This window comes from Microcoleus sp. K4-B3 (assembly GCF_036704615.1).
Classification (GTDB): Bacteria; Cyanobacteriota; Cyanobacteriia; order Cyanobacteriales; family Microcoleaceae; genus Microcoleus.
The window spans coordinates 1-2363 of sequence record NZ_JAUBSF010000196.1; the positions used below are offsets into that span (position 1 = coordinate 1).

A 2363-nucleotide genomic window follows, 5' to 3' on the forward strand; every position below is an offset into this window, starting at 1 on the left:
GTCGCTGTTGGGCGATCGGCTGCTAGACAACCACTAGACAACTACTTTTAAATGAAAATCGTACAAAACCCAGAATCGGGCGAAGTTTACATCAAGCTAAAAAATGATGAAGTGTACGACGTCGAAGAACATCTTGCCACGCTGATGGAGTTTGTTACCAAACAGGCTGTCGATGTTCACAGGCTGACTAACAGTTACAGAAAACTCGTGGGGCGTTTGGATGAACTGGAAAGGAAATTGTAAGCAACAAAGGCGAGCAGTTGCTAGACATTTGCTAGACATTGCTAGACAAGTAAAATTTGAGATTTTGACTATGACTATGACACCAGAAGAAAGCCTCGATAAGATGAACCTAGCTGCAAGCAACTTTTACGACGAAGCCATCCGCACCGACTGCCACGCCTTTATCGAATTCACAGGACTCATCAGGGAGTACATCAAAATCTGCGAAGAAAACCACGCGAAAGGAATTGATTTTCGCGAGGAAAACGCCCACACAGGCAACAGCCAACTAAAAATAGAACCCTACGAAATCGACTATTTGAATGAAAAACTGCACTGCATTTTCCAAGGATTGATAGTAGTTGAAGGAGCTAAACGCGATGAGCCGAAAAGAAACACTAAGCGAACAGCGAAGGAAACTTTCTACAACAAGAGAGTGGATTGTTGACAAAGTATTTCGTGAGGAAGGCGATAAATTAACCCGCGACGCATTGTTCAAATCTCAAAAGGCTATTGGGTACGCCCTCCTAATGCTTGAAGAAGTGGAATATCGAACAGATGGAGCTTACGACAGAGATGGTTAACGCTCAACTTTCACTTTTTGACACGACAATTGCGGAAACGGGAAGTTTTTACAAACCGGGCGATTGGGTAAAAATCCGCGTAATTGCTCAACCCCCTTGACAAGAAGACAAGATAGAGATTAGGTAGAGAAATGGAAAAACTGCCCGACCTAAAACAACTATCGAACGAGGCCAAAGAAGCCTTGATAGTGGAGCTATGGCAGGAAATCCAAAAACTCACCGCCACCTTATCCGCGAGAGAGGAAGCCAAACCAGAGACCACCCCCAGCAAAACTAGCAAAAATTCCAGCACTCCCCCCTCAAAAGGATTCAAGCCGAACATTAAGCCATCGAAAACTGAGGGGAGCAAAAGGCAAAGAAGCGTAGGCAGAGCAGGAGGGGGAAGAGAACTACATCCCCATCCCGACGAGTTAATCATCGCCCAACTCAAAAGTTGTCCTCAATGTGGAGAGAAAGTCACCGTCGCCACCCAAAAATTGCAGGCAGTCTACGAAAAAATCGAACTACCGCCAATTAAGCCAATCATCACTCGCATCGAACGTTATGGTGGTCACTGCGCTTGTTGTCAAACCGACTAAGCTGTTTTGCATTTAAACTGGTATAATAATAAATCACAAGTCACAGAAAAGCCAGAAGTATGCCAGCAAAAAATCATCTAAATGCAGAGCAAGTCAAAAAGCTTCAACAAGCATTAAAACAAGAAAAAAATGGAGAAGTTAGAGAGAGAATCTTAATTTTACTATTGCTCAATGATGGAAAAACGCAAAAAGAAATTGCTAAATTTATCGGGTGTTCGCCCAACAAAATATGTTTCTGGTGCGTGCATGGCGATCCAGATAATTTAGAGAGTCTTAAAGATGAGAAGATGAAAGGAAACCATCACAAAGCCACAGAAAAATACATAGAGATATTACTAGAAACAATTGACAAATCTCCTCAAGAGCTAGGATATGAATTTGGTCGATGGTCAGCTAAAAGATTGGCTACTTATTTAGAAGAAGTGACTGGAATTAAGTTAAGTGGCTCACAAGTCTGGAGAATTATTTCAAAAAAAAAGTACGTTTACCTGTGGTCAAAATATAGTCTAGAGCACAAACAAGATCCCGAGAAAAGAAAAGCTTTTAAAGAGAAACTAGAAGAATATTTAAGAATAGAAAAAGCAAGTCCAAATCGTCTTCAGGTATGGTTCTGGGACGAAAGTGGATTTAGTTTAAGGGTGATAAAAAGAAAGACGTGGTGCAAAAAAGGACATCGCAAAAAAGTGAGGGGAGATAGAAGAAAAGGAAGAGTCAATGTCATGGGAGCAATTAGGTATTCAGACAAAAAAAGATTTGTTGAATTTCTTAGTAAAAGTAACTCTAACAGTTTCTATAAAGTCTTGAAACTCTTCTATCAAGATTTAATAAGTGAATGGGTAGAAGCGGGAAACAATCGAGAAGATTTTACAGAAAAAGGGTCTAAAATAGTGATCGTATTAGACAATGCCAGCTTTCACAAGAAACAAGACTATATCCAGATAATAAAAACAGAAATGCCTAATATTCATCTGGAATACTT

At 40.5% G+C, this 2363-nt stretch carries 5 protein-coding genes; all 5 read left to right on the forward strand.

The genetic code is table 11. From position 1 onward, the window contains the following. Positions 1–51: 51 nt before the first annotated feature. Positions 52–243 (forward strand): hypothetical protein, encoded by a 192-nt coding sequence (locus QUA78_RS32210; protein WP_333399245.1) that lies wholly within the window; start codon positions 52–54, stop codon positions 241–243. Between the two features lie 70 nt (positions 244–313). After that, entirely contained in the window at positions 314–670 is a 357-nt protein-coding gene (locus QUA78_RS32215; RefSeq protein ID WP_333399246.1) for a hypothetical protein, read from the forward strand. Between the two features lie 110 nt (positions 671–780). After that, positions 781–906, forward strand: coding sequence for a hypothetical protein (locus tag QUA78_RS32220; RefSeq protein WP_333399247.1), 126 nt, complete (start codon positions 781–783; stop codon positions 904–906). Positions 907–937: 31 nt separating this feature from the next. Continuing rightward, on the forward strand, positions 938–1384 hold the full coding sequence (locus QUA78_RS32225) for a hypothetical protein (RefSeq protein ID WP_333399248.1): 447 nt from the start codon (positions 938–940) through the stop codon (positions 1382–1384). 59 nt (positions 1385–1443) lie between these two features. Continuing rightward, positions 1444–2363 (forward strand): IS630 family transposase (locus QUA78_RS32230; RefSeq protein WP_333399249.1); only part of this gene is annotated, 920 nt, incomplete at its 3' end.

Excerpts from the sequence above, each read along its gene's own strand:
- QUA78_RS32220 (WP_333399247.1), top strand. The coding sequence starts at position 781 with ATGGAGCTTACGACAGAGATGGTTAACGCTCAACTTTCACTTTTTGAC.
- QUA78_RS32210 (WP_333399245.1), top strand. The coding sequence starts at position 52 with ATGAAAATCGTACAAAACCCAGAATCGGGCGAAGTTTACATCAAGCTA.
- QUA78_RS32225 (WP_333399248.1), top strand. The coding sequence starts at position 938 with ATGGAAAAACTGCCCGACCTAAAACAACTATCGAACGAGGCCAAAGAA.
- QUA78_RS32215 (WP_333399246.1), top strand. The coding sequence starts at position 314 with ATGACTATGACACCAGAAGAAAGCCTCGATAAGATGAACCTAGCTGCA.